The organism is Pseudoalteromonas sp. HL-AS2 (genome assembly GCF_031198805.1).
Classification (GTDB): domain Bacteria; phylum Pseudomonadota; class Gammaproteobacteria; order Enterobacterales; family Alteromonadaceae; genus Pseudoalteromonas; species Pseudoalteromonas nigrifaciens.
In genome coordinates, this window is record NZ_CP133571.1 from 1155080 (window position 1) to 1181997 (window position 26918).

The following is a 26918-nucleotide window of genomic DNA, read 5'->3' on the forward strand; positions in this document are numbered from 1 at the left end:
TATGTGGTGGGTAATACTTAGCTTGATACCTGCGACCCTTGCCATTCGTTATAAAGGGCGGCGATGCTCTTTTTCTTTCAACTGAGCTAATTACCCAAAAGGACTTTTATATTATTTTAGTATTTAATGGAGATATTAAGAAGTGTTTATATGTGGTGGGTGATACTGGACTTGATGCCAGCGACCCTCGCCATTCGTTATAAAGGGCGGCGATGCTCTTTTTCTTTCAACTGAGCTAATTACCCAAAAGGACTTTTATATTATTTTAGTATTTAATGGAGATATTAAGAAGTGTTTATATGTGGTGGGTGATACTGGACTTGAACCAGTGACCCTCGCCATTCGTTATAAAGGGCGGCGATGCTCTTTTTCTTTCAATTGAGCTAATTGCCCAAAAGGACTTATATATTATTTTAGTATTTTATGGAGATATTAAGAAGTGTTTATATGTGGTGGGTGATACTGGACTTGAACCAGTGACCCTCGCCATTCGTTATAAAGGGCGGCGATGCTCTTTTTCTTTCAATTGAGCTAACTGCCCAAAAGGACTTATATATTATTTTAGTATTTTATGGAGATATTAAGAAGTGTTTATATGTGGTGGGTGATACTGGACTTGAACCAGTGACCCTCGCCATTCGTTATAAAGGGCGGCGATGCTCTTTTTCTTTCAATTGAGCTAACTGCCCAAAAGGACTTATATATTATTTTAGTATTTTATGGAGATATTCCGAGATATTAAGAAGTGTTTATATGTGGTGGGTGATACTGGACTTGAACCAGTGACCCTTGCCATTCATTCTAAAGGGCGGCGATGCTCTTTTTCTTTCAACTGAGCTAATTGCCCAAAAGGATTTATATATTATTTAAGTATTTGATGGAGATATTAAGAAATGTTTATATGTGGTGGGTGATACTGGACTTGAACCAGTGACCCTCGCCTTGTAAGGGCGATGCTCTCCCAACTGAGCTAATCACCCACATATAAAATAGGTATAACGCTTAATTAAATGCTTTAAACATTTAAACTGTAATTTGGTGGGTGATACTGGACTTGAACCAGTGACCCTCGCCTTGTAAGGGCGATGCTCTCCCAACTGAGCTAATCACCCAAATTACATTATTAACTATCAAGGGTGATAGTTAACACTGGACTTTAACCAGTGAACACTGCCTTTACTTGTAAATAGCGGCGATGCTCTCTTTTTTCTAACTGAGCGAATCACCCATTTAGATTTTTGTAATATACACCATTTTAAAAATGGTGGGTCGTACTGGACTTGAACCAGTGACCCTCGCCTTGTAAGGGCGATGCTCTCCCAACTGAGCTAACGACCCATATTACATGCTACTACCTATACAGATAGTACTGGACTTTAACCAGTGAACTTCGCCATTACTTGTAAGTAGCGGTGATGCTCTCTTTTTGTAACTGAGCTAACGACCCATATTAAAATTTTAAAACGCGACTATTATATAATAATAGGTTTTATATGTGGTGGGTGATACTGGACTTGAACCAGTGACCCTCGCCTTGTAAGGGCGATGCTCTCCCAACTGAGCTAATCACCCACATATAAATTAAAACGCTACTATTAAAATAAATAGTACTGGATTTTAACCAGTGAACACTGCCTTTACTTGTAAATAGCGGCGATGCTCTCTTTTTTCTAACTGAGCTAATTACCCATTTAGATTTTTGTAATATACACCATTTTAAAAATGGTGGGTCGTACTGGACTTGAACCAGTGACCCTCGCCTTGTAAGGGCGATGCTCTCCCAACTGAGCTAACGACCCATATTACATGCTACTATCTATAGATAGTACTGGACTTTAACCAGTGAACTTCGCCATTACTTGTAAGTAGCGGTGATGCTCTCTTTTTGTAACTGAGCTAACGACCCATATTACAATTTTAAAACGAGACTATTATATAATCATAGGTTTTATATGTGGTGGGTGATACTGGACTTGAACCAGTGACCCTCGCCTTGTAAGGGCGATGCTCTCCCAACTGAGCTAATCACCCACATATAAATTAAAACGCTACTATTAAAATAAATAGTACTGGACTTTAACCAGTGAACTTCGCCGTTGCTTATTAGTAGCGGAGATGCTCTCTTTTTCTAACTGAGCTAATTACTCATATAGAAATTTAGATGTGAACACTTATAAAAAGTGGTGGGTGATACTGGACTTGAACCAGTGACCCTCGCCTTGTAAGGGCGATGCTCTCCCAACTGAGCTAATCACCCACATCTAAACAACAATACAATGCTGCGTTGTTGTGGGGCGCTATTATAGATAGAGTTGTAAATGTGTCAACACTTGAATGATAAAAATGTGCTGAGTGGGGGTTTTATAAACAACAAGTAATGTTTGGAGTTTGTTTTATCGACAAATCAATGCTTAGTGTTTAAATAAACGCCGTATTATCTGTTTAGGCTTAGATAGTTAATATCGAAAATCAAGAAAGTAATAAGCCAATCTATTTTAACTTAGTTGCTGTGGTGTGTTTATTGATCATAAAGTGCAGCTTATATAAAGTAATCACTTAAGTTATAAATTTACGCCGTGATTAAATCGCCTTTAAATTAAACCAATTTTAATCCGCAAAAAACCAATGCGATCTAATAGTGCGTAAAGTGGTTATTATGCCAAGGCATAAAGTAAGGATACGTCATTGAACGATGAACTAAATATGCCAAGTTGAATTTGCATATAAATGTATACCTTTTCTATGCTCAATAAAAATTAAAACAAGCAGAGCAGGGGTTATCTAATCATCCAGCCATAATTTATAATACACTCAAGGGGCTAATTTACTGTAAATTGCCCTTTTTAGCCTGCTTGGTAGCCAGTTTGTTGAAAAATAAACCATTTAAATAAAGCAGAACAAAAAACTGTTGACTTTATTTTGGGTGGTGCATAGAATGCGCCCCGCACTAAGCAATACACGACGTGTTTATCACAGCGTGTGTAAATAAGTTGGGGCTATAGCTCAGCTGGGAGAGCGCTTCGCTGGCAGTGAAGAGGTCTGCGGTTCGATCCCGCATAGCTCCACCAACTTATTAGTGTTTGTCCTAGGGTAGCAGTTTTCTGTGTCCCCATCGTCTAGAGGCCTAGGACACCGCCCTTTCACGGCGGTAACAGGGGTTCGAATCCCCTTGGGGACGCCATTTAGCTTTAATTAGTTAAAGGCGGTTTTACCGAGAAAATAGCGTCACAATTAAAGCTCGAGTCTTTACTTGTATTAAGCGCAATTACCTTAAAACTCAGGATGTGAGTTAAACTAATCAATTGTCCTAGTGATACATTTATGTGTCCCCATCGTCTAGAGGCCTAGGACACCGCCCTTTCACGGCGGTAACAGGGGTTCGAATCCCCTTGGGGACGCCACTTACTATTTATAGTAGGGTAGTGTTATTAAAAGCTCGCCTGAAACGAGTCTAAAAATTCAGTTGTCCTAGTGACACAGAAAATGTTTCTGAGAAGATAATGCCATTCGCCTCACAGGCTCGGTCTCATCTTACACAGAAATAGTAAATCAATGATTTGCGAACCAATTTCTGCGTCCCCATCGTCTAGAGGCCTAGGACACCGCCCTTTCACGGCGGTAACAGGGGTTCGAATCCCCTTGGGGACGCCACTTACTATTTAATAGTCAGTGCAGTGTTATTAAGAAAGCTCGCCTGAAACGAGTCTAAAAATTCAGTTGTCCTAGTGACACATTTATGTGTCCCCATCGTCTAGAGGCCTAGGACACCGCCCTTTCACGGCGGTAACAGGGGTTCGAATCCCCTTGGGGACGCCACTTACTATTTAATAGTCAGTGCAGTGTTATTAAGAAAGCTCGCCTGAAACGAGTCTAAAAATTCAGTTGTCCTAGTGACACATTTATGTGTCCCCATCGTCTAGAGGCCTAGGACACCGCCCTTTCACGGCGGTAACAGGGGTTCGAATCCCCTTGGGGACGCCACTTACTATTTAATAGTCAGTGCAGTGTTATTGAGAAAGCTCGCCTGAAACGAGTCTAAAAATTCAGTTGTCCTAGTGACACAGAAAATGTTTCTGAGAAGATAAAGCCATTCGCCTCACAGGCTCGGTCTCATCTTACACAGAAATAGCAAATCAATGATTTGCAAACCAATTTCTGCGTCCCCATCGTCTAGAGGCCTAGGACACCGCCCTTTCACGGCGGTAACAGGGGTTCGAATCCCCTTGGGGACGCCACTTACTATTTAATAGTCAGTGCAGTGTTATTAAGAAAGCTCGCCTGAAACGAGTCTAAAAATTCAGTTGTCCTAGTGACACAGAAAATGTTTCTGAGAAGATAATGCCATTCGCCTCGCAGGCTCGGTCTCATCTTACACAGAAATAGTAAATCAATGATTTGCAAACCAATTTCTGCGTCCCCATCGTCTAGAGGCCTAGGACACCGCCCTTTCACGGCGGTAACAGGGGTTCGAATCCCCTTGGGGACGCCACTTACTTATTTTAAGTATTGTATAAAGCAGTGTGATACCAGACGTTCTATTCATGACGTTATCAAGAACAATTATATCTTGTAAATGCCGCTTAATTTATTTAATAAGCTAGTGCAGTGTTATAAGAATAAAACTACAAATTTATACCCTCATTTCACACTTCATTTTTATATCTATCTATTTACACTTCGTTACAAAACCAATCTTACAATTGTTTCATATTCCTTGTTGTACTTTTAATTAGTCTTTAAACTCATTGAGTTAATTTAAATATGGACTAAAAAATGAAACTCACAAAAATCGCACTTGCTGTTTTACTTGCATCAGGGTTAGCTGCATGTAATAGCTCAACTCAAGCTGTTGATAAAAATATTATTACAGAAGCATCAATCCCAGGCGTTACACTTATTGAATCAGTGAAATCAAACGCAGGTGAAATCAACATACCGTATAAAAAATATAAACTAGATAACGGTTTAACTGTAATTGTGCATGAGGATCATTCAGATCCCTTAGTACACGTTGATGTAACATACCACGTTGGTTCTGCTCGCGAAGAGTTGGGTAAGTCAGGCTTTGCTCACTTTTTTGAGCATATGATGTTTCAAGGCTCAGAAAACGTTGCTGATGAGGAACATTTTAAAATAATATCTGAAGCAGGCGGTACTTTAAATGGTACAACTAACTCAGATAGAACAAATTATTTCGAAACCGTACCTGTAAATCAATTAGAAAAAATGTTGTGGCTAGAAGCTGATCGAATGGGCTTTTTACTCGATGCTGTAACCCAAGAAAAATTTGAAGTACAACGCGAAACAGTAAAAAATGAGCGCGGCCAACGCGTTGATAATCGCCCTTATGGTCGTTTAGGTGAGCGTGTTGCTCAAGCAATGTATCCAGATGGGCATCCGTATTCTTGGCCTGTAATTGGTTTTATGGATGACCTTAACCGTGTAAATGTGAATGACTTAAAAGCATTCTTTTTAAAGTGGTATGGCCCTAATAATGCAACGCTTACCATTGGTGGCGACATCAACGCTAATGAAATACTACCACTGGTTACTAAATACTTTGCGCCAATTCCAAAAGGCCCTGCAATACCTAAAGTAGAAAAAACAGCGGTAACACTAAATGCTGATAGATATATTTCAATGGAAGATAAGGTTCACTTACCTTTATTAAGTATGAGTTTTCCAACGACTTACGCTCGCTCTGAAGATGAAGCACCACTGGATATACTTGCAGAAATATTAGGTGGGGGGAACAATTCATTACTATACAAAAACCTAGTTAAAAACCAGCTTGCAGTTCAAGCAAGTGCAAACCATCCATGCCAAGAGTTAGCATGCTCAATTAGTCTTTATGCTTTACCTAATCCTACAGCAGGAAAAACGTTAGCTGATATGGAAAAAATTATTCGTGATTCATTTGTTGAATTTGAAGAGCGTGGTGTTACACAAGATGATTTAGATAAAGTAAAAGCTAAAATAGAATCGGGTGCAATTTTTGGTCTGCAAAGCGTATCAGGAAAAGTCTCTCAACTTGCCGCGTCAGAAACGTTTACAGGTAACCCAAACTCAGCTAAAGATGAGATTGCACGTTATAACAAAGTTACAAAAGCTGATGTTATGCGTGTTTTTAATCAATATATCAAAGGTAAATCTGCCGTTATTATGAGTGTTGTGCCAGAAGGGCAGACTCAACTTATAGCTGCCCCAGACAACTTTACTCCTAAAGCGCATGATTTTGGAGGGCCATCGACCACTTCAGCTGATGATTTAGTGGCACGAAGAGCAGTTGATACATTTGATCGAAGTGTTCATCCAGAGGCCGGTGCAAATCCTGCTGTGGATGTTCCTGCACTTTGGCAAGCTAATACTGCAAACGGTATTAAAATATTAGGTACTCAAAGCACCGAAACGCCAACGACTGCTATTTTTATTAAAGTTCCGGGTGGCTTGTATAATGAACAAGCGAGTAAAGTGGGTTTATCGTCAATGACTGCATCGCTAATGAGTGAGGCTACGCAAAACTACACCACAGAGCAAATGAGTAACGCGCTTGAAAAGTTGGGTAGTCAAGTAAGCATATACGCTGATAAAACACATACAAATGTATATGTTTCTAGCTTAACTAAAAATCTAGATGCAACATTAAAGCTTGTAGAAGAAAAGTTATTTAAACCGGCATTTAATGCAGATGACTTTGAGCGTAATAAAAAGCAAAGCATTCAAAACATCCAACATTCAATGAAAGATGCAGGTTATTTAGCCTCTAATACGTATAGCAAATTACTATACGGAAATAACATAGCTTCACTACCAAGTAGCGGTACTGTTGAAAGTATGGAAGCCATTACGCTCGATGATGTTAAAGCTTTTTATAATGCAAACTTTAAACCGCAGGGTGCCCAAGTTATTATTGTTTCTGATTTAAAAGAATCAACAATTGAACCTAAAATTAAAGCTGCCCTTACAAACTGGCAGGGCAAAGCTTCAAGCGTTGATTTAAATTTTGCTGAGCCAAAAGTACAAACAAATGTAATTTATTTAGTTGATAAGCCTGGCGCACCGCAATCAGAAATTCGTATTGGTAAGCGTGGCATGGTTGAAGATATTACCGGTGAGTTTTTTAAAGCTAACTTAATGAACTTTGCATTGGGTGGCACGTTTAACAGCCGTATCAATCTAAATTTACGCGAAGATAAAGGCTACACTTATGGTGCTCGCTCTCATTTTTGGGGTGATAAAACATCAGGTGGCTTTACAGCCTCTGCAGCCGTAAGAGCAGATTCTACTGCTGCGTCTATTACAGAGTTTACCAACGAGCTTAATAACTACGCTCAAAATGGTGTAACAGACCAAGAGCTTATGTTTATGCGCAAAGCTATTAACCAAAAAGATGCGCTTAAATACGAAACACCTAATGCAAAACTTGGCTTTTTAGCACAAATATTAGAGTTTGATTTAAAACCTAGCTTTGTAAAAGAAAGAAATGAAATTGTTAGTAATATTAGCAAAGAAGAAGTTAACGCCTTAGCTAAAAAACATTTAAACACTAAAGAGATGATTTATTTAGTTGTTGGTGATGCCAAAACCTTGCGCCCTGAGCTTGAAAAGTTAGGCATGCAGGTGATTGATTACAGTTTATAACTGTTAAAATTAATCGATTAAAAACAAAAAGCCGCTACAGGCGGCTTTTTTGTTCTATTCAGTGCCAATAAAGCTGTTAATAGCTATTATAAGTATAAACGTCCAACTCATTAGGAGGTTATATATGGCAAGTGGATGGGCACGAGAAGGTGCAGTTCAAGATCAAATAGACGCAAGTGTTAACGATGCTGTTCAGTACGCTCGCAGTAATTTGGCTTCAGGCTCAAGTGCTGAGTTGTGCGAAGAATGTGATGCTGCGATCCCTCAAGCGCGTAGATTGGCGTTACCCGGTGTTCGTTATTGTGTTGCATGCCAGCAAGCAATTGAAGGCAAGAGCGCAACAGCAGGGGCTTTTAATCGCCGAGGCAGTAAAGACAGTCAACTGCGCTAAAAAAAGGTGCTCAAAGCACCTTTTTAATTTAAACCTACTTGCTTTAATACAAATTTAAAAACGACTCATATCTTCTTTTTTCTGAATAAGCTCAATTGCATAGCCATCGGGGTCTTTTACAAAAGCAATTTCAGTGCTGCCGCCTTTTACCGGGCCAGGTTCACGACTAACATTGCCACCGGCAGCTTTAATATCAGCACATGTTTTGTAAATATCATCAAATTCAATGGCTATATGGCCATAAGCATTGCCTAAGTCGTAACTGTCTTGATCCCAGTTATAGGTTAGCTCTAATACCGTATTGTCTTTTTCGTCTCCGTAACCAACAAAGGCTAAGGTATAACGATATTCTTCGTTATCTGCACGGCGTAACTCTTTCATCCCAAGTACTTTGGTATAAAATTCGATTGATTTTTCTAAATCAGCAACACGTAACATAGTGTGTAATAAACGCATTTAAGCACCCTTGGATTGTCTTTAAATTTAAAAAATACTGTTACAACATGACGAAGACTGCGCAAAATAGCGCTTATTATAAAGTAAGCTGAAACTCATTTTTATAATATATCGCATGTTTGCTTAGCAGCTACTTTGGCCATACACAGAGTAAAACACTGCAATTTTAGACTCAAAATATAATTGCTGGTAACAATTGTGTATTCAGCGCAGGCCAGAAAATATAACAGTAGTAAGTCTTGATACACATTCTATGGTTTTCATATAGATTTGCAATACATCTACTCTTAAACAATTTCACTATGGGATTTATTTAGCGCGCAGAATCTAATTGCTCTGTTTCTACTAAGGCGCAAGCTTAGTTGAGGTATTAAAAGCAATAAAAACACCAGCCGAAGCGTAAAGTAGGTACAGGTACAGTCATAAATACAGCTATACTAGAGCAAGTATGTGCAGTGGCTACCGATTTAATAGGTACAACTGCTACGTAACCAAAATCACTCAGCGAACTTGTTAACTGTAATGTGCCAGTATTGCCCGGTGTTTTTAATACCGTGATATTATGGCGTTAAAATACGGCTTTGATGAGCAAAAACATTTTCCGCCATCTTTGTGTGATGGTATTAATTTTTTATCGGCGTATTTTTTGCTCTGTTAGTTTTTGCCGTAACAGGCGTTGCTAAAAAGGGTGAGTAGAGCAACAAAACTGGCGAGCAATTACAGATGCTTGTATAAAAGCTTTAAAACAGTAAGGAACCTATAATGAATTATTTAGCTACAACTATTCAACCCGGCGTTATAGTTGGCGATGAAGTAAGTGCGGTATATAAGCATGCCCGTACAAATCAATATGCATTACCTGCAGTTAACGTTGTTAGTACCTCGTCTATAAATGCAACTCTTGAAGCCGCGCAAACAATGAAGTCACCGGTTATCGTTCAACTTTCAAATGGTGGAGCGCAGTTTTTTTGTGGTAAGGGCTTGTCGCTACCTGAACACCAAGGGGCTGTACTTGGCGCGGTTAGTGCTGCTAAGTATGTTCATTCTGTTGCTAAGCATTATGGTGTAGCGGTTATGCTACATACCGATCATGCTTCAAAAAAATTATTACCGTGGATTGATGGTTTATTAGATGAAGGCGAGCAGCATTTTGCACTTACTGGCAAGCCGCTTTTTAGTTCGCACATGATCGATCTTTCAGAAGAATCTTTAGAAGAAAATATTGAAATATGTGAACGTTACTTAGCGCGCATGGCAAAAATAGGCATGACCCTAGAAATTGAACTAGGATGTACCGGTGGTGAAGAAGACGGGGTGGATAACTCACATCTCGATAGCTCTGCGCTTTATACCCAGCCAGAAGATGTAGCTTACGCTTACGAGCGCTTAAGTCGTATTAGTCCAAACTTTATTATAGCGGCGTCATTTGGCAATGTTCATGGGGTATATAAACCGGGTAATGTTGTGCTTACTCCTACTATATTAAAAGACTCACAGGCCTATGTAGCAAAACAATTTGGCTTAGAGCATAACGCAATCAATTTTGTGTTTCATGGCGGTAGTGGCTCTGAGTACGATAAAATTGCAGAGTCGTTAACATACGGCGTAGTAAAAATGAATATCGATACAGATACGCAGTGGGCGTGTTGGAACGGTATTTTAAACTATTACCAAGACAAACAAGCGTATTTACAAGGGCAAATTGGTAACCCAGAAGGGGACGACAAGCCTAATAAAAAATACTATGATCCTCGCGTATGGCTTCGTCATACAGAGCAGCATATGGCCGCAAGACTAGAGCAATGTTTTAACGATTTAAATTGTGTAAATCGGTACAGCTCATAAAAATAGCTTGTTAGTAAGCTAAGGTAAGTTACTCGGTATGTTAGGCTCAACAGATCTGTTGAGCCTTTTAATACTAATAACACCGTTTTCTATGGCTAAGCTATTTATTCGTTAAATAAAATACAGCTAAACATTAAAATAGTAATTCAAAAATTAACTCAATAACGCTTTATACAGCAGCAATGCCTAGCGACACTGCTGCCAGTAAAAAGACTATGACCAAAAGATGCCTTACTTCTTAACCTTGCCTTTAAGAACATAGATCTCGCCATCGAAGCTTCCCTGAATCGTCAATCCTTGTCCCGCTAACTCTTTCAGATACTCTATATGATCTTCAGTTATATGCTGCCCCGGAACCAACAGTGGGATGCCCGGTGGATATGGCGTAACTAAACCGGCACAAATGCGGTTGTTACTTTTGCTAATAGGCACAGATTCGCGTTCGCCATAAAAAGCATCGCTTGGAATACACGCTAGGTCGATGGCAGGCAAATTTTCCGGCAAGCGGGAGCGACGCGTCGATGTTGACAGTTTTACCTTACCGCTGTCGAGTTTTTTTAATGCATTGTACAGACGAATGATCTTCGAACGCGTACCTCCAAGCGTCAGTAAAACCAAGATAGTGCTGTGAGTGTATTTTTCTATTTCTAGCCCAATTTCATCCAGCAAGAATTTATGAATATCTTTTAACGAATAAGGCAATTGACTAATATCGATGAGAATTTTTAGTGGATCATGGCCCATATTGTCTCCGCTAAAGTGCGGAAATATTTCCATAAAGTCTTGCTTACCAAGCACTTTAATATGGTTGAGCGAGGTCATTTGTTGTTTAAATTCTTCCACATGTTTTAGCAAGGCATTGAGCAGCTTATAGCCTTCCATTTCTAATTGCTTTTGGCACACGTCAAGCGACGCTATAAGTTGATACTTCGGCGATGTGCTGGCGTAAATACTGTAAATTTCTCGAAAGAAATCGGCATCAAAATCTGGATCGTTAATATGAATATAAGACGCTTGAGAAAACGCCGATACCACTTTATGCGCAGAATGGGTGATATAGTCGGCCCCAGCATGAATGGCAGAATAATAGCGTAAGCTGGGATGAAAAAGGGAGTAAGCAAACCACGCTTCGTCGATAAACACTTTAATACCATGTTGATGGGCAAAAGCTACCACTTGTTTCAGATCGCTAAGTAGGCCATCGTAAGTGCAACCAGTGAGAACCAGCAATTTTGCATCGGTATTTTGCTCGATCGCCTGCTTTATGTCGGCCAACGAAGGTGGTGCGAAGATCCCATATTTAGGATTTAAAATACTCGATAAATAAATGGGAAAACTAGCTGATTGCAATATGCCATAGTGCACAGATTTATGACAATTTCGGTCGATGATTACTTTATCGCCCTTGCGTAGCAGTGTCTGCAAAATGATTTTATTTGAGGTAGATGAACCGTTCGTAACGAAATAGGTATGCTTAACTTCAAACGTCGCCGCTGCTGATTCTTGAGCACGGCCAATGGTATTGGTACTGTCTGACAATGAACCTAACGAATCGACTGAAACCGACAGGTCGCCAACAAATACATTACGGCCATAAAACTGATAAAAATCTTTGATATAAGGGGAGTTTCTAAAGCTAGAACCGCCGCTATGTCCAGGTGTGTGCCATGAATCGTTTGCTTCGCCAACATAACGGCGATATGCCGTCCAGAATGGGGTTTCTCCTCGATCATCGAAGTCGTTGATCATATAACCTAAAATAGCTTCTGGGTCAGAAATCACCTCATCTTTAAAAAAGAAAGACTCAATTTCCCCCGACTCGTTAACTATTTCTAACCCTTTCGTGTCGTCGCCGATTACATACACAGGCAACTCGATACGGATCCCTTTTAACTGCTCGATAAAGCGACTATATGTTCTCTCGCCCTTGTTGTGTACATCCCAACTGAGAACCACAGCTTGAATATCACCATCTTCCTCTACATATTCCAACGCTTGCTTTAAATCAAGACATTCAATTATGTCGATATGAACATCATTTCGCTCAAAGTTAGGGATCGTTTTCGACAGATTCGTTGAAAGCTCTTGCAAGATGATAGGGTCTTGCTCAATTAACAAGATACGAAGTAAAGGTAACATAGGCGTTTTCGCAATAAAATTTCATAATGTTTAGTAGCATAACCAAAGGATTGATACTTGTGAAATTAATAGTTTGAAAATGCGCCAATAATTACGCAAAATCACGAATAAATAGATTTTATTTAAATTGACTTACAAGGTATGAAAAATCAAAGGTGCCAAAGTCAGCCACCTACTTTAAAAAACAAAAAGTAATACTGGAATGCGCATTAATTATTGAGTTGAAGTAGCTCATATCTGACTTACAGCTATGAGCGATAACCGGACAGTGATAAATTATGATGTATGAAGTCAAGATTTGACCCCTTAGGTCTAGACCCCTTAGGTCTAATTAGTAAAATGGACGAAAATTTTATAAGGATATTTATTGATGTAAATCCCCTTTAATTAATCGTTTTACTATATGATTAATAACAAATTGGTCATTAACTTATAGGGACATCAGTGAGACCTTCACTTATTAAATTACTCGATAAAACATTGTTATTTCGGTATTCACTTCCTAATAAACAATTAGGGTTAGATAGGGTTGATATTAGTACGCTAGAAGATGATGCTTTTGAGTGTGTAAGTGATTCATCACTATCTGAAATTATTTATAATTCTATAATTGAATCTTCATTTAATGAATTTGATATAACAGGAAAAGACCTGGATAGCTTACTAGGTGCTGCACTTCGCACAAAAATTAAATACAAAGAAGATCAGACTGATGCAACCAAAATAAAGTATGGCTTTTTTGGAGAAGTTCTTCTTTATCTAATGATCTATCATTTCTATAAATCTAAGCCATTAATATCAAGAGGTTATTTTTATAACCCTCTTGAAAACTCTGAAACTAAAGGATATGACTCATATCATTTGGTTGAAGAAAAAGGCAGCGTGGAACTATGGTTTGGAGAAGTTAAGTTCAGAGATACTTTAGGTAGTGGTGCTAAATCAGCGATAGAAGGTCTTGACAAAGCCTTTACCGATGCTTATCTAGAGGAAAATGTTTTAGCTATGGTTAACCATACAAATAACTTTGCTATGACTGGAAGTAAAATTCAAGAAATCATTGACTTATGGCTTGATAACTCATCTATTAATATTATTGATGAAGTAAAAAAACATAAAATGAAATTGGTATATCCCATTCTTTTGATATACCCAGACAACTCTAAAGATTTTAAATCTAAAATAAAAAAAACGATTGATCATATTAATTCTAAATATTCTAAAAAACAGTACAGTGCTTCTGTGAGTATTGAGTTATTTTTTATATTAGTACCTGTTAGTAATGTTAAAAAGATAAAGGAGGATGTAATTGGATGGATAAGTTCAAAGAAGCCGCTTTTATCATAAAAGAGTTAAATAACTTTAAGAACGATATAACTGATGCGCCATACTTCATAACAAAGGTGTGTGCTTATTTTGATAAAATTAAAAATGAAGATGTAACTAAAGCAGATCTAAAATTTCTTAAATATATATCCAATGTTGCAGGAATACCTCATTACTATGATCTTTTAATTAGTAAATTTGGTAAATCAGATGACATTGATGATTATGATCTGAATACTCTTTCTGCTTGTATATATGAAAGTACACTACATATAGATGAAAATATAAAAATACATAGATATCAGAAAGAAGTTTTAGATAAGTTTATCCTAAACGAACAGAATAGATATTTTTTGTCTGCGACTACTTCTTTTGGTAAAACATTTCTAATATATGAAATTATAAAAAAACTTCAATACAATAACATTGTTCTAATCTTTCCTACAATTGCACTTCTTTCCGAAAATCATGAAAGACTCATACTTGATTCAAATTATGAGTATTTTAAAAATCAATTCTCAATACATACATTAAGTGATACATCAGAATTAGCAGATAGAAATATTTTTGTTTTTACTCCTGAAAGATATTTATCATTTATTGATAATCAGCCTGATATTGAGTTGGACTTTGTTTTTGTTGATGAGATTTATAAGATAGATAATGAATACCTTATAGATTCGATAAATAAAGAAAATGAGAGAGACACAGCTTACCGCGTCGCTTTACAAAGTATTTTGTTAAAAAGCCAAGATATCTTACTGGTAGGCCCTTATATCGAATTTCCTGATAAAACAGACTCTTCGTTAAATCAATCATTTAATACATTTTTAAACATAAATAAATTTATAGTCATTGATTACAACAAATATGAAATTGTGAATAAAAGTAGCACCATCATTAAAAATGGAAATTACTCCGTTGATGATAAATTGGCTATAACATTGAAAGGATATAGTGGAAAAAAGAAAGCCGAACAGATATCTAAAGTAGTTTTTGACATAAGAGCAATCGGAGAAAATGCCATACTGTATTCAAAAGGTCCAGGGATGTCTGAAGGTTATGCTAGGTCAATTATTGAATTCTCTTTGGGGGAACCTCCAGAGCTCTCTTCAGAATTATCTATGTTTATCAGTCATCTTGTAACTAACTTTAAATACGATGATTGGGTTGTTATTAAAAGTTTAAGACATAAGATCGGTATTCATCATGGTTTAGTTCCCAAGTATATACAAAAAGAGATTATCAATTTTTTTAATAATGGTGATTTAGATGTATTAGTATCAACAACAACAATTACTGAAGGAGTAAATACTTCAGCTAAAAACTTGTTGGTTTTGAATGCAACCAAAGGAAATAAGCCCCTAAAAACTTTTGATGCAAAAAATATTGCAGGTAGGGCAGGAAGGTTTTTACATCATTATAGTGGACGGGTTTTAATTTTTGATAAAAAATTTAAAGAAGTTATGGACGGAACCGATAGTGAAATTAAACATAAGAATTTTGATCCTGATTCAATAAAAAATGAAATAGACTACTTTATTACAGGGGAAGATTTCCTCAATGAAGATGATTTGAATAATAAAAAGAAAGTTATTGAAAAACAGGAGGAAAGGGAGATTCCTGATGAAGTAATGGCTATGTATAAAGTTATTTCTTATAGTGACAAAATAACTATATTTGATTCTATTTCAATACTGACCGTACAAGAACACCTGATGATAAAGCAATTAATAAGAATGATAAATATAGGCCTAAAAATTGATTATGATGGTTTTAAAGTTCTGCTCAAGATAATTAAACCAATAGTTACCAACTTAAACTTACTGTTTTTGATAGAAAATGAATCAATTCTTAAAAAAGGAACAAACGCAGGTAAACAATATTCAACATTAATATATATTTTGTCCGCTTATTTAACTGATGGGTTTTCAGGAAGTGTCAAATATAATATGACAAGAAAGAATTCAGATGGTAGTAATTATAATGTTGATCAGGCAATTAGAGATACCTCAAAATTTGTATATAACACGTTGAAATATCAGTTAGTAAAGTATTTAGGGGTATTCAATTTGATGTATAAATATTATGAATCATCTATAACAGAGCTTGAAATGGAGAACGTAATTGGTATTGATCGTTTATTACTTAAACTTGAATACAATGCAATGTCAGAAAAAGGGCGATTAGCAAGTGATTACGGTGTGCCTCATCGTATAGTTGAATATTATGATGATGGTGAATCTACAACATTAAAAAGGCAATTTGATAAATTTGAATTAACTAAATTTAAATTAATAGAATCTATATTAAATTCAGAGAACTAGGTTTGTATTTTTTGTTTTAGGCGTAACTAATAGAAAAGTTTACATTCGGTTATTTTAGTTTATAAAAACACAAACACACGATGTTTGTATTTTCCGCACGAAACCATTATTTTGTGCGCGGATTTCTATTATGGTGTGTTTGTTGTTTATAAAACGAGGAATACTAAAATGGCATTTAGAGCAGAAAGTGAAACAAATAGGGGTTATGAACGAGCCTTAAATTATTTAGTACCAAGGCAGGGTACTCCTGAACAAAGAGACGAAGCTAGAGAGTTAGTTATAGATTTAATAGATAAATATGGACCAGTAATTGACTCATACCCATCGTGGCATCCGATCGTGTCTAATCATAACAATAGAAATCCCGTAACAACTCCTAGCGACCGTTGTGGCTATGAGGGATTGGATCATACAATTTTACTGGCACACGCTTTTATAACTTGTCCCTATCACGGTGCGGATGAAGTTATAAAGGCAGTTAACAAACTACCACCAAACAATGCAGCATATATTGAAGCTGAACTGCTGGAGATACCTTTATATAATCCAACAACCCAATCTGTATTGGTAAAGTGTGAATGGAATAATCCTATACCTTCGGATCGTATGATCCCTAAAAACATTGCAATTCCATTAATGTTAGAAAAGGAAATTCCTTGTTGGACTTGGGCATCCTTTAGTGAAAATTGGGAGACTATGAGACCGTATTTTTTGGGACAACCATACGGTAGCCGATCATCACTTTTCATTAGCCAAGATACGGGTCAAGCAATGAAAACTATCTGGAATGGAATAATTAATACAGGAATGTACGGACCTATTAGAGTTTAGATTTTCTTTAATACTACTAATTATTATAACAGTCCTAAATACGCTCTTTCAGCCATTTTACTTACTAGCCTATTGCATTGGTCGGCTAGTAAATAATAAGTTAAGTCAGTTTATTAATTGATTTAACCAATTTATTCTGAAAAAGTGAATGGGGTCAAATCTTGACTTCACACATTAAGAATCTTCAATGTCTGCTTATGGCACTTTCCAGCCATTCGACAACATAAAATGCTGATAATAAATTGGCAAGATATTTTACTGTGTCGGATGGCGCTTCGCTTATCCGACCTACAATTGGCACTGCGGGGCTAATTTTTAATTGAAAACTGCTTGTTTGCGTATTAAATGAACGTATAAGTAACTGGCAACGCGGTAAGTCTGGCTGTTTCTAGTAAACTCATCATTTTTGTCGGATGGCGTGGCTTCGCCACTTATCCGACCTACCCCGTACCGTACCGTACCGTCAAAAGGTAGGTTGGTTAAGCCGAAGGCGCCACCCAACAGAGTTTCAGGTTAACGGCTTAAAGGGCTGCTTCTGGCACTTTCCAGACATCCGACAATATAAAATGCTGATAATAATAATTGGCAAGATATTTTACTGTGTCGGATGGCGCTTCGCTTATCCGACCTACATCCGGTACTTTTTTAGGTAATCGATAATACATAACGCTAATGTTAACTGGCACTGCCTTTTTTCGTTGGGTTTCGCTGCGCTCAAACCAACGTCAAAAGGTAGGTTGGTTAAGCCGAAGGCGCCACCCAACAAAGTTTCAGATTCACGCCTTGAAGGCCCGTTAATGGCACACATGGGACTGTCAGATTTGATCGAGCCCTATTAGTTGGATTTGACAGATCAAGTAAAACTTATTCATCAAAGAAATTAGACAGAAATGCTCCTCTCTGTAAATAAATCAAGCAGCTATTTAGCTGCTTTTTATTCTTCGGTCTTTTCTTTAAACTCACATAAATCTTCGATGATACAACTGCCACACTTAGGTTTGCGCGCCACACAGGTATAACGCCCGTGCAATATAAGCCAGTGGTGTACATCGACCTTAAATTCTTTAGGCACTACTTTTTCAAGCTTTTGCTCAACGGCTACAACATCTTTACCCATGGCGAGTTTAGTACGGTTAGAAACACGAAAAATATGCGTGTCTACTGCGATTACAGGCCAGCCAAACGCGGTGTTGAGTACTACGTTTGCGGTTTTTCGGCCAACGCCAGGTAGGGCTTCTAGTGCTTCTCGGTTTTCGGGAACTATGCTGTTGTGTTCATCCACCAAAATTTGGCACATTTTATAAACGTTTGCCGCTTTAGAATTAAATAAGCCGATGGTTTTTATATAATCTCGCAGTGTATCGTGGCCTAAATCTAAAATGGCTTGTGGTGTGTTAGCCACAGGGAACAACTTTCGAGTGGCTTTATTAACGCCTACATCGGTTGCTTGCGCTGAGAGCGTTACAGCGACAAGTAACTCAAACGGGCTTGAGTATTCAAGCTCGGTTTCTGGGTGCGGGTTATCGTCGCGTAAGCGAGTAAGAATTTGGTGGCGTTTTTCTTTATTCATATTACTTAAGCGCACACCTTATTAATGTGCGCTTTTCCTATTAAGTTAAGCTAGTAACACGAGCACGAGGGCCTTTTTCAGGCTCTGGTGGGGTAACTTGTTTTGACTTTATTTGTGCGTCAATTACATTTTTAGCGGCAATAAGTAGCCCAAGACCTAAAAAGGCACCCGGTGGTAAAATTGCGAGTAAAAATTGATTATCAAAGCTAAATATTTCAATGCGTAGGCTTTGTGCCCAAGGGCCAAGTAACAAGTCGGCGGCATCAAATAAAGTGCCTTGCCCAATTAGCTCGCGCATTGCGCCTAAAACAACAAGCACAATCATAAAGCCCAAACCCATCATTAGCCCATCAAACGCCGATAAGTGAACTGGGTTTTTAGACGCGTATGCTTCGGCGCGACCAATAATGGCGCAGTTAGTAACAATTAACGGAATAAAAATACCTAACGACTGATAAAGCCCATAGGTATAAGCGTTCATTAATAGCTGCACTATAGTTACAAAGCCGGCAATAATCATGACAAATACCGGTATACGAATATCTTTAGGTACCCAGTTTCGCACTATTGATACACTAATGTTAGAACCCACTAAAACAAGTAGTGTAGCCAGCCCTAAGCCAAGTGCGTTAGTAATGGTAGACGTAACAGCAAGCAGTGGGCAAAGGCCTAATAGCTGTACTAGGGCAGGGTTGTTGACCCACATACCGTCTTTATATAGTGTTTTTAATTCACTCATTTAGTTACCTCCACACATTCGGCATTAGGTGCTGCAAAAATAGCATCAAATTCACTTTGAGCAAATAATACGGCATTTTTTACCGAGCCAACCACAGCGCGAGGTGTAATAGTTGCACCGGTAAATTGATCAAACTGGCCACCGTCTTTTTTAACCGCCCAACGTGCATCGCTACTGCTTTGTACAGTTAACGTTTTAAAGCTAGTGATCCACGGTGATTTTTTAACTTCTACTTTATCGCCTAGGCCTGGAGTTTCTTCGTGCTTAGTAGTACGCACACCGGCAATACTACCATCACTTAAAACCGCGGTTAGTAAGTTAATATCACCACTGTAACCACTTGGCGTTACGTGCCTTACAATAAGGGCTACAGGTTCATTGTTTTTACGGGCACGGTAAACTATTTGATTAGCGTAAGGGCCTAGTCGTTCATCTGAAATAATAACGCAATCTGTTGTTAGTTCGTTGTCGTAAGTACTAGGGTCGAGCACTTCTTGTAATTGTGAAGTAAGGTGCAATAGCTCTTGCTCTGCTATTTTATCGGCGGTAAGCATATTAATAGAGGCAACCAGCCCTGTAGTCACTAATGCAAAAGCAGTTAAAATAGCGCCGTTTTTAGCCATAGAGGATAGTATCATTTTGCTGCTCCGTGGCCATAAGTGCGCGGCTGTGTGTAGTAGTCAATTAAGGGAACAGCAATATTGAGCAGTAATACACTAAAAGCAACAGCATCAGGGAAGCCACCAAAGGTGCGAATTAAATACACTAATAAGCCAATAGCTGCGCCATAAATTAAGCGCCCTTTATTGGTGGTGGCAGCCGACACCGGATCGGTAGCAATAAAAAATGCAGCCATCATAGTGGCACCACTTAATAGATGAAATATTATACCAGGCTCTGTACCGGGCGCTGCTATATAACCTATGCCACTGCACAGTGCTAAGCTTGCAATAAAACTTACTGGGATATGCCAGTTAATTATTTTTTCTTTTAAAAGGTATAAACCACCGACTAAAAAGCCTAAGTTAACCCACACCCATCCATGTCCAGCCCACTCATTAAATATCGGCTTTTGCATGCTTTCGGTTACGGTTAAACCATGGGCAATATCTGTTTTAATAGTGTCCAGTGGGGTTGCCATAGTAATGCCATCTATACCTGCACGTACTTGATCTAAACTAAAACCGGTGGCAGTAAAGTCGGTAAAAACAACCCTAAGCTGCTCGGTAAAACCAATCGGAGTATTTAATAACTCGGTAATTGGCATCCACGCGGTCATTTGTACCGGAAACGAAATTAATAATAATACATAAGCGGCCATAGCAGGGTTAAATAAATTAAACCCTAAACCACCATAGAGCTGCTTAACTATAACGATGGCAAATAAACAGCCAATAATAACTATCCACCAAGGGGCTAATGGCGGAATGCTCAATGCAAGTAGTACTGCGCTAAGCCACGCGCTGCCATCACTTAACGCAGGCCAAACGGGGCGTTTGCGAAGTAGCATTACTGCAGCTTCAAATACACTTACAGCAATCAGCGCTAATATGAGCTGAATAAGCACACCTGTACCAAAAAAGATGATCTGAGCAATTAGCCCAGGAATACACGCAGCAATAACGCAAAGCATTAATCGGGTTAACGATTTATGGCTATGGCTGTGAGGCGAACTGGCCATGGTTAATTTCACGACTGATCATTTCCTTCTTTTTGAGACTTTTTGGCTTTTGCTCGAGCAATAGCAGCAGCTACTGCGGCTTTTTTCTTGTCATCGTTCGCTTTAGGCTCGTCGGCTTTAGTACTAGATGCGGCGTCGTTATTCTCAACAGCGCTCGTTACTTGCGCATCATCAGTTGTACTTTCAGCATCGGCTAATGCTTTTGCGGCCTTTTTCGCTTTGGCGCGAGCAATGGCTGCGGCTACAGCGGCTTTTTTGTCATCAACGGGTGCATCGTTTTGTGGTGTATCGTCTGTTGTATTGTCAGCGTCTGCTAATGCTTTCGCTGCCTTTTTCGCTTTGGCGCGAGCAATGGCTGCGGCTACAGCAGCTTTTTTGTCATCAACGGGTGCATCGTTTTGCGGTGCATCGTCTGTTGTACTTTCAGCATCGGCTAATGCTTTCGCGGCCTTTTTCGCTTTGGCGCGAGCAATGGCAGCGGCTACAGCAGCTTTTTTGTCATCAACGGGGGCCTCGTTTTGTGGCGCATCGTCAGTTGTATTGTCAGCATCGGCTAACGCTTTAGCGGCTTTTTTCGCTTTGGCGCGAGCAATGGCAGCGGCTACAGCAGCTTTTTTGTCATCAACGGAGGCCTCGTTTTGCAGCGCATCATCAGTTGTACTTTCAGCGTCTGCTAATTGCGCGGCCTTTTTAGCTTTAGCGCGAGCAATGGCTGCGGCTACAGCAGCTTTTTTGTCATCAACGGGGGCCTCGTTTTGCGGTGCATCGTCAGTTGTACTTTCAGCGTTTGCTAGTTGTGCGGCCTTTTTAGCTTTAGCGCGAGCTATGGCTGCGGCTACAGCTGATTTTTTATCATCAGGGCTTGCTGGCTCATCACTTTGTGCTTTTTGCTCTTTATATTGTCGAGCTTGTTCTTTACGCAATGCGCGTTCTTTTGCTACTTCGCTATTATCAGGTTCAAGTGCATCGCCTTGTTGCTTTTTAGCTTTAGCACGGGCAATAGCAGCGGCTACGGCTGATTTTTCATCGCTATTAGCTGATTTACTTTTAACTCTTGCTAAAGCATCGGCTACTTTTTGTTTTTCGTCTGGTGTTTTAACTGCAGGCTTACGTTTATGGCGATTTTGTCGCTCAGCTTGTTCGCGATCAAGGCGCTCTTTTCGCGCATCAAAACGCTCTTTAGCACGATCTGCTTTAATTTTTTCTGCCTGCTGCTCTTTTATTTCTACCTTGGCTACCCGGTAGTACTGCACTAGCGGTATTTCACTTGGGCAAACGTAGGCACACGCGCCGCATTCTATGCAGTCAAACAAATTGTGTTCTTGTAGTTTGTCGTATTCTTTTGACTTAGCAAACCATTGTAATTGCTGAGGTAATAAAGAAGCAGGGCAAGCATCTGCACAGGCACTACAGCGTATACAGGCTTTTTCTGGGCCGGGCTCTGCAAGCTCTTTATGATCGGGCGCGAGTATACAGTTAGTGGTTTTTACCACGCCAATACGAATTGTTGGTAGGGTAAAGCCCATCATTGGGCCGCCCATAATTACTTGTTGCTGTGGTACCGGCGAAAAACCTTGGCAATCGAGCAAGTGCTTTATTTCGCTGCCTAATAAAGCCCATACATTTCCGGGTTTATGAATAGTATTACCCGTTACTGTGACTACGCGCTCAATTAAGGGTTTACCTTCATAAACAGCTTGTTGTATAGCAAATAAAGTACCGGTGTTATGTACCAGTATACCAACATCTGCCGGAATGCCATTATTAGGCACTTCGCGATTAGTAAGCAGTTTAATAAGCTGTTTTTCGCCACCAGAGGGATAAATAGTGGGCACTTTTTGCACCAATATTAAGCTATTATGCTCCGCTGCTTGTATCATTGCAGCAATTGCTTCTGGCTTGTTGTCCTCTATACCCACAATGCATAACGTAGGATTGAGCAGTTGTTGCATTAGCTCAATACCTTGCACTATTTGCTTGGCATGCTCGCGCATTAGCATGTCATCAGCTGTTATATAAGGTTCGCACTCAACCGCATTAATAATTAAAAACTCGATAGGTTGCTTAGTATCGGCTTTAACATAAGTTGGAAAACCAGCGCCTCCCATACCACTAATGCCCGCTTGATGAATAATATTAACAAGTTCATCGTGGCTTAGCGTTGCTGGGTTTTTAATTGGGTTAAGCTCGCACCATAAATCTTTACCATCGGGCTCAATTATTACACTAAGTTCAGGTAGGGCCGAAGGGTGCGCCGAAGGCATTAACTTTATGTCGGCTATTGTGCCTGAGGTTGGCGCATGCATAGGCACCGACCAGTTAGCTTTAGGTATGGTTAAAGCTTGGCCTTTTAAAACGTGCTGACCTTTCTCAACAATAAGTTTACCGTTAGCACCTATGTGTTGTTTAAGTGCAACTACGAGTTTGTCGGGTAATGGCAAGCGAGTAATACTGGCACTATTAGAGAGTGATTTTTGTTGTGGTGGGTGAACGCCGCCAGGGAATGGCCAAACGACCCCTTTTTTTATTTGTTCAAGTAACTTATCCACTCAAACCTCTAATCTATTTGTGTAACGGGAATTGCATTTAACTGCCATTTCCAGTTTTGTTTAGTTTCGGCTACAGGGAGCATATCAATGCAATCTACAGGGCAGGGCTCTACGCATAAATCGCAGCCAGTACATTCGTCAATTAATACAGTATGCATTTGTCGAGTTGCACCAACAATGGCGTCAACTGGGCATGCTTGTATACACTTGGTACAGCCAATGCATTCGTCTTCGCGAATATATGCCACAGTTTTAATTGGTTCAGCTTGCTCTCCGCCAGCTAAGGGCTTGGGATCAACGCCCATTAATTCGGCGAGCTTTTTCATAGTAGCTTCGCCGCCAGGTGGGCATTTGTTTATTTCGTCGCCATTGGCAATCGCTTCGGCGTATGGCCTACAGCCAGGGTAGCCACATTGGCCGCATTGAGTTTGCGGTAAAATGGTATCAATTTGCTCAACAATAGGGTTACTTTCTACCCGAAAGCGGATAGCGGCAAATCCTAAAATTAGGCCAAAAACTAATGCCAGTGAGCCTAGTGCTATTAATGCATAAAACAAGGTCATATTAAAACTTCACTAATCCGGTAAACCCCATAAATGCCATCGACATTAAGCCTGCGGTAATTAAGGCAATAGAGGCACCTTTAAAGGGGGTAGGAACATCGGCCGCTGCAAGGCGCTCTCGCAGGGCAGCAAACAATACAAGTACTAACGAAAAACCAACTGCGGCACCAAAGCCATAAACCGCCGACTGTAAAAAGGAGTGATCTTCTTTAATGTTAAGTAATGCAACGCCTAGCACAGCACAGTTTGTGGTTATAAGGGGTAAAAAAATACCCAGCAAGCGATATAAAGTAGGGCTTGTTTTACGTACTACCATTTCGGTAAATTGTACTACTACAGCAATCACTAAAATAAAGCTCATGGTGCGTAAATAGGTAATATCCAACGGTATTAAAATATATTGGTTAACTAAGTAGCTGGTTACAGAGGCAAGGGTAAGCACAAAAGTGGTAGCCAAAGACATACCTATAGCCGTGTCTAGTTTACTCGACACGCCCATAAACGGACACAAGCCTAAAAATTGTACTAATACAAAGTTATTAACCAGAACAGTGCCAATCAATAACAATACATATTCTGTCATGTGTGCCTCGCGCTATTAAAATCCAATGCATTATCCTTTTTTCTGCCGAGATAAACAACATGTGGAGTAGTTATCAGTCAAATAAATAAGGTAAAATAATTAACGCATAATGAAGATGTAAAATTACTGTAATTTGTTTGTAGAGTTTATTTAACGTTATGGTTTTAGTATGGGTGACAGTACTGAAAATAAAGCAAAAAAGAGCAACAAGTGCTCTTTTTATTAATTAAATAACCTGAACTTGGGTTAACTACGCCCTTATATCAAATGTCTTTAGGTTTTTCTATGTAGTAACCTTGTACACCATCTAAGCACAGGGTTTCTATAATGTGCTTTTCTTCTTGGCTTTCGACCCCTTCAGCAAAAACACTTACACCAATCCTGTGTGCTAAATCGACCATTAAGCGCATAAAATATTGATTGTTTTTATCATCTTCTAGGCCGCGGGTATAACTGGCATCCATTTTAATAAAGTCTGGTTTTAAATCGCGGAAAAACTTAAACGATGTTAAGCCAACGCCAAAACGCTCAACTGTTATGCGAGCACCCACGCGATGAATCATGTCAATAAAGCGTTTACTCGCTTTAATGTTTTGTTGTAGCCCAAATTCACTTACTTCAAAAACAAGTTTTGATGCAATATGGGTATCTTTTAATAATCGGCGTTCTAACCAAATTACAAACTGGTCGTTGTGCGCACTTGAAGGCGTAACATTTAAACCAAAAAACTTTTCTGAAAGATTTCGGCTTTTTATTTTCTCAAGTGATGAGTCAATAATTAGCCTGTCGATTTCTATAGCCATATCAAGTTTTTCGGCCATGGCTAAAAATGAGGCTGTAGGTAGCATTTGATTATCTTCGGTTTTAAATCGTACCTGAATCTCAGCATACGCTTTAATATTTTTGCCCAAAGGCATAATATTTTGCATTACTAAATGCACACGTTTTGCTTCAATTACTTCATTTATAACTTTGCGCCAATTTTGATTACCAAATCCAGCACTTACATTATTAATTAAATCGCTTTCGCGCTGTACATGCCAAGCGTTTGCATGTTTTGATTGCGCCATACTCATGGCGTTATCTACTACCGAAAGTAACTCACCAAGTGGTTTTGCTTTTTCGTAACCCACAATACCAGTATTAGCTACTGAGCTGAGCTCTTGGGTTTGTTGATACTGAGTAAAGCGAGATTGTAAGTTTTCACCAAAACGTTCGGCTTCTTTTAGCGGTATATTAGGTAATACAGCTACAAAATCAGAACTATTAAGTCTAAATACTTGGCTGCCAGTGTAGGTGCCACTAATGTGCTTAATAATATCAGCCACACCTTTAATGTATTCATCACCTTTTTGATAACCGCGGGTTTGGTTAATAGATTGCAGTTCACTACACCTAATTAAAGCGAGTGTACCAAAAGTGCTTTTTTCGCTGTTTTCTATATTTTTTTCATAATACTCAACAAACATATTCCGATTGCCTAAATCGGTTACACCATCTTTATAGGCTTGGTGTTTTATTGTGAGTGCTGCGTTTTGCAGATCTTCATTTTTACTTTTCAAAAAGTGCGATAAACGATTAAAGCTAGGAACTAAGCTCTTTCCTTGGCTTTTGAGCCTGCTTGTATCAAGGCTGACTTCTAGGTCATGATCTAACTGGTTTTGATTTATATAAACATCAATAACATCAGCCACGTCCATACTAATTCTTTTATTTACTCTATGAGAAAGGGTCTTCATTAACGCCATAGGAATAAGGACTAAAAAAGTACTAACAAGCACAATAATAAAAAACGCGCTTTGTAATAAGTGTGCAAAACGTTGCACATTAAGTGTAAATTCTACTTTTATATCAGTATTACTACCGCTTACAAACTGGGGACGTACCGAGTTAAAATTTGTTTGTACAAATTCGGCAATAAAAGGCAGTGCAGGGGAATGCGTTACTTTAAATACTTCAGCTCCTTGATTGTCTCTGAGGATGAAGTTTGCAAAAGTATCGTTATTAGTAATAGCGCGTTTAAAATTGTTTGTTGATATATCAGATAAAGTTAAACCATCTATATAATTTTGGACTGTAGCTTGTGCATTTTTTTGCGCTTCGTTAACTGTGTAATTAAAGCTAATAGCTATAAAATAACTACCAACGGCAACACATGCTAACCAAGAGAGTATTTGTATTAATATGAGTTTTTTAAAGCCTGCCATTTTTTCAATCTTTTAATTGTCAGAAAGGGAAGGAATCAAATCCTTGATTTATAAACTAATCGTAACACGAAAA

At 38.9% G+C, this 26918-nt stretch carries 16 protein-coding genes and 17 tRNA genes; 14 read left to right on the forward strand and 19 right to left on the reverse strand.

Annotated elements, in window-relative coordinates; genetic code table 11:
• Positions 1–153: 153 nt before the first annotated feature.
• From RB215_RS05510 to RB215_RS05550, 9 genes are all read right to left on the reverse strand, one after another.
• Positions 154–245, reverse strand: a tRNA-OTHER gene (locus RB215_RS05510).
• Positions 246–302: 57 nt separating this feature from the next.
• A tRNA-OTHER gene (locus tag RB215_RS05515) sits at positions 303–393 on the reverse strand.
• 511 nt (positions 394–904) lie between these two features.
• A tRNA-Val gene (locus tag RB215_RS05520) sits at positions 905–980 on the reverse strand.
• Positions 981–1036: 56 nt separating this feature from the next.
• Positions 1037–1112 (reverse strand) — tRNA-Val (locus tag RB215_RS05525).
• Between the two features lie 150 nt (positions 1113–1262).
• Positions 1263–1338 (reverse strand) — tRNA-Val (locus tag RB215_RS05530).
• A gap of 158 nt (positions 1339–1496) precedes the next feature.
• Positions 1497–1572, reverse strand: a tRNA-Val gene (locus tag RB215_RS05535).
• Between the two features lie 151 nt (positions 1573–1723).
• A tRNA-Val gene (locus RB215_RS05540) sits at positions 1724–1799 on the reverse strand.
• Between the two features lie 156 nt (positions 1800–1955).
• Positions 1956–2031: transfer RNA gene (locus tag RB215_RS05545), tRNA-Val, on the reverse strand.
• 150 nt (positions 2032–2181) lie between these two features.
• A tRNA-Val gene (locus tag RB215_RS05550) sits at positions 2182–2257 on the reverse strand.
• Between the two features lie 735 nt (positions 2258–2992).
• Here RB215_RS05550 and RB215_RS05555 point away from each other — a divergent pair.
• The 10 genes from RB215_RS05555 to RB215_RS05600 all read left to right on the forward strand — a co-directional run bounded on the left by RB215_RS05555 (position 2993) and on the right by RB215_RS05600 (position 8032).
• A tRNA-Ala gene (locus RB215_RS05555) sits at positions 2993–3068 on the forward strand.
• A 37-nt stretch (positions 3069–3105) separates the two neighbouring features.
• Positions 3106–3181: transfer RNA gene (locus RB215_RS05560), tRNA-Glu, on the forward strand.
• Between the two features lie 144 nt (positions 3182–3325).
• Positions 3326–3401 (forward strand) — tRNA-Glu (locus RB215_RS05565).
• Between the two features lie 174 nt (positions 3402–3575).
• Positions 3576–3651: transfer RNA gene (locus RB215_RS05570), tRNA-Glu, on the forward strand.
• Positions 3652–3740: 89 nt separating this feature from the next.
• Positions 3741–3816, forward strand: a tRNA-Glu gene (locus tag RB215_RS05575).
• A gap of 89 nt (positions 3817–3905) precedes the next feature.
• A tRNA-Glu gene (locus RB215_RS05580) sits at positions 3906–3981 on the forward strand.
• A gap of 178 nt (positions 3982–4159) precedes the next feature.
• Positions 4160–4235 (forward strand) — tRNA-Glu (locus RB215_RS05585).
• A gap of 178 nt (positions 4236–4413) precedes the next feature.
• Positions 4414–4489, forward strand: a tRNA-Glu gene (locus RB215_RS05590).
• 284 nt (positions 4490–4773) lie between these two features.
• Positions 4774–7641 carry a pitrilysin family protein gene (locus RB215_RS05595; protein ID WP_309216995.1) on the forward strand — a complete coding sequence of 956 codons (2868 nt, stop codon included), beginning with the start codon at positions 4774–4776 and terminating at the stop codon, positions 7639–7641.
• 124 nt (positions 7642–7765) lie between these two features.
• A complete protein-coding gene (locus tag RB215_RS05600; RefSeq protein ID WP_011327776.1) occupies positions 7766–8032 on the forward strand; it encodes a DksA/TraR family C4-type zinc finger protein in 267 nt (88 codons plus the stop codon).
• A 54-nt stretch (positions 8033–8086) separates the two neighbouring features.
• On the opposite strand, the gene gloA is transcribed toward RB215_RS05600, so the two are convergent.
• Entirely contained in the window at positions 8087–8488 is a 402-nt protein-coding gene (gene gloA / locus RB215_RS05605) for a lactoylglutathione lyase (RefSeq protein WP_309216996.1), read from the reverse strand.
• A gap of 762 nt (positions 8489–9250) precedes the next feature.
• Here gloA and fbaA point away from each other — a divergent pair.
• Positions 9251–10333 carry a class II fructose-bisphosphate aldolase gene (gene fbaA / locus RB215_RS05610; RefSeq protein WP_309216997.1) on the forward strand — a complete coding sequence of 361 codons (1083 nt, stop codon included), beginning with the start codon at positions 9251–9253 and terminating at the stop codon, positions 10331–10333.
• Between the two features lie 231 nt (positions 10334–10564).
• Here the strand turns inward: fbaA and RB215_RS05615 are convergent, their stop codons facing one another.
• Entirely contained in the window at positions 10565–12472 is a 1908-nt protein-coding gene (locus RB215_RS05615) for an aminotransferase class V-fold PLP-dependent enzyme (protein WP_011327780.1), read from the reverse strand.
• A 444-nt stretch (positions 12473–12916) separates the two neighbouring features.
• Here RB215_RS05615 and RB215_RS05620 point away from each other — a divergent pair, with 444 nt between their 5' ends.
• From RB215_RS05620 to RB215_RS05630, 3 genes are all read left to right on the forward strand, one after another.
• Positions 12917–13816 (forward strand): DUF1837 domain-containing protein, encoded by a 900-nt coding sequence (locus RB215_RS05620; RefSeq protein WP_309216998.1) that lies wholly within the window; start codon positions 12917–12919, stop codon positions 13814–13816.
• Positions 13783–16122, forward strand: coding sequence for a helicase-related protein (locus RB215_RS05625; protein ID WP_309217000.1), 2340 nt, complete (start codon positions 13783–13785; stop codon positions 16120–16122). Before RB215_RS05620 ends, RB215_RS05625 begins: the two co-directional genes overlap by 34 nt.
• Positions 16123–16290: 168 nt before the next feature.
• On the forward strand, positions 16291–16953 hold the full coding sequence (locus tag RB215_RS05630; RefSeq protein WP_309217001.1) for a hypothetical protein: 663 nt from the start codon (positions 16291–16293) through the stop codon (positions 16951–16953).
• Between the two features lie 934 nt (positions 16954–17887).
• Here RB215_RS05630 and nth read toward each other — a convergent pair.
• The 8 genes from nth to RB215_RS05670 all read right to left on the reverse strand — a co-directional run bounded on the left by nth (position 17888) and on the right by RB215_RS05670 (position 26845).
• Positions 17888–18523 (reverse strand): endonuclease III, encoded by a 636-nt coding sequence (nth, locus tag RB215_RS05635; protein WP_041454385.1) that lies wholly within the window; start codon positions 18521–18523, stop codon positions 17888–17890.
• 40 nt (positions 18524–18563) lie between these two features.
• Positions 18564–19262: an electron transport complex subunit E gene (locus RB215_RS05640; protein ID WP_086998156.1), complete on the reverse strand. Its 699-nt coding sequence runs from the start codon at positions 19260–19262 to the stop codon at positions 18564–18566.
• On the reverse strand, positions 19259–19900 hold the full coding sequence (gene rsxG / locus RB215_RS05645) for an electron transport complex subunit RsxG (RefSeq protein ID WP_309217003.1): 642 nt from the start codon (positions 19898–19900) through the stop codon (positions 19259–19261). Before rsxG ends, RB215_RS05640 begins: the two co-directional genes overlap by 4 nt.
• Positions 19897–20955, reverse strand: a complete 1059-nt coding sequence (rsxD, locus tag RB215_RS05650) for an electron transport complex subunit RsxD (RefSeq protein ID WP_309217005.1) — start codon at positions 20953–20955, stop codon at positions 19897–19899. The genes rsxG and rsxD overlap by 4 nt, the downstream gene beginning before the upstream one ends.
• Positions 20952–23492, reverse strand: coding sequence for an electron transport complex subunit RsxC (gene rsxC, locus RB215_RS05655; protein ID WP_309217006.1), 2541 nt, complete (start codon positions 23490–23492; stop codon positions 20952–20954). The genes rsxD and rsxC overlap by 4 nt, the downstream gene beginning before the upstream one ends.
• Positions 23493–23500: 8 nt before the next feature.
• A complete protein-coding gene (rsxB, locus tag RB215_RS05660; protein WP_011327790.1) occupies positions 23501–24055 on the reverse strand; it encodes an electron transport complex subunit RsxB in 555 nt (184 codons plus the stop codon).
• 1 nt (position 24056) lies between these two features.
• Positions 24057–24638 carry an electron transport complex subunit RsxA gene (gene rsxA, locus RB215_RS05665; protein WP_011327791.1) on the reverse strand — a complete coding sequence of 194 codons (582 nt, stop codon included), beginning with the start codon at positions 24636–24638 and terminating at the stop codon, positions 24057–24059.
• A gap of 263 nt (positions 24639–24901) precedes the next feature.
• Positions 24902–26845, reverse strand: coding sequence for an EAL domain-containing protein (locus RB215_RS05670; RefSeq protein WP_011327792.1), 1944 nt, complete (start codon positions 26843–26845; stop codon positions 24902–24904).
• Positions 26846–26918 lie beyond the last annotated feature (73 nt).